This window comes from Vibrio sp. 1249-1 (assembly GCF_033340495.1).
In genome coordinates this window covers 1-701 of sequence record NZ_JAWOWJ010000547.1, presented here as the reverse complement: position 1 = coordinate 701, position 701 = coordinate 1, and the positions used below count along the sequence as shown (strand labels likewise).

Genomic DNA, 701 nt, shown 5'->3' with positions numbered 1-701 from the left:
GTCATCCAGCTAGCTTGTACAAGCGATAAAGAGTAACCCGTTAACGCCATATTACTTACCGAAGTACTTGTTGTAGATTACGTCGTATTCGCCGTTCGCTTTCACGGCTTCTAGCGCTGTGTTTAGCTTGTTCACAAGTTCATCGTTGCCTTTGTTTACTGCGATACCAAAACCATTACCGAAGTATTTAGGATTCGTAACGCGCTCACCAACGTACGCAAGGTTGTCTTCCTTCTTGAACCACTCCGCCACTACCGCTGTGTCACCAAATACAGAATCAATACGGCCATTCTTCATGTCGATGAAAGCATCTTGGTAGCTTGAGTAAGGAACCGACGTTACACCCGGCATTTGCTCGATAAGGTAACTTTGGTGAGTTGAACCGTTTTGAACGCCTACACGCTTACCCTCTAACGCGTTTTGGTCAGCGACTTTGTCTTTGATAGAAACAAACGCTGCCGAGTTGTCGTAGTAAGCATGCGAGAAATTGACTTGCTCAAGACGCGCTTCAGTAATGTCCATTGCAGAAATAGCCGCATCATAACGTTTGAATTTTAATGCAGGGATCAAGCTATCGAAAGATTGGTTGTGGAAGCTACATTTTGCTTCCATTTCTTTACATAGAGCATTCGCCAGATCCACATCGAAACCTTGGATTTGATTGTTCTCATCCATGTATTCGAATGGCGCGTAGGTCGCCT

Annotated in this window: 1 protein-coding gene; it reads right to left on the bottom strand. The window is 44.8% G+C overall.

Features of this window, described 5'->3' with window-relative positions:
• Nucleotides 1–51: 51 nt before the first annotated feature.
• Nucleotides 52–701 (bottom strand): arginine ABC transporter substrate-binding protein (locus R7Z50_RS27530; RefSeq protein WP_318149755.1); only part of this gene is annotated, 650 nt, incomplete at its 5' end.